The sequence below is a fragment of the Pseudomonas sp. SMSB3 genome (assembly GCF_052041965.1).
Taxonomy (GTDB): Bacteria; Pseudomonadota; Gammaproteobacteria; order Pseudomonadales; family Pseudomonadaceae; genus Aquipseudomonas.
This window is the reverse complement of record NZ_JBKGGV010000063.1, coordinates 1-241: the sequence shown is the minus strand read 5'-3', so window position 1 is coordinate 241 and position 241 is coordinate 1. Positions and strand designations below refer to the sequence as shown.

Annotated in this window: 1 rRNA gene; it reads left to right on the top strand. The window is 44.8% G+C overall.

The annotated features are described in order from the left end of the window. Nucleotides 1-167: 167 nt before the first annotated feature. A 16S ribosomal RNA gene (locus ACLEJW_RS23295) occupies nucleotides 168-241 on the top strand; the annotation flags it as partial.

Sequence of the window (241 nt, the reverse complement as noted above, 5' to 3'; positions counted from 1 at the left end):
CCAAACGCTCTTTAACAAATCGAATCAAGCAATTCGTGTGGGTGCTTGTGAGTACGGACTGATAGTCACAAAGATTATCAGCATCACAAGTGGCCATGCGAGAAATCACATAGTCATTTGAGATTGCTGAGCCAAGTTTAGGGTTTCTTAAAAACCCAAGCAGTATTGAACTGAAGAGTTTGATCATGGCTCAGATTGAACGCTGGCGGCAGGCCTAACACATGCAAGTCGAGCGGATGAC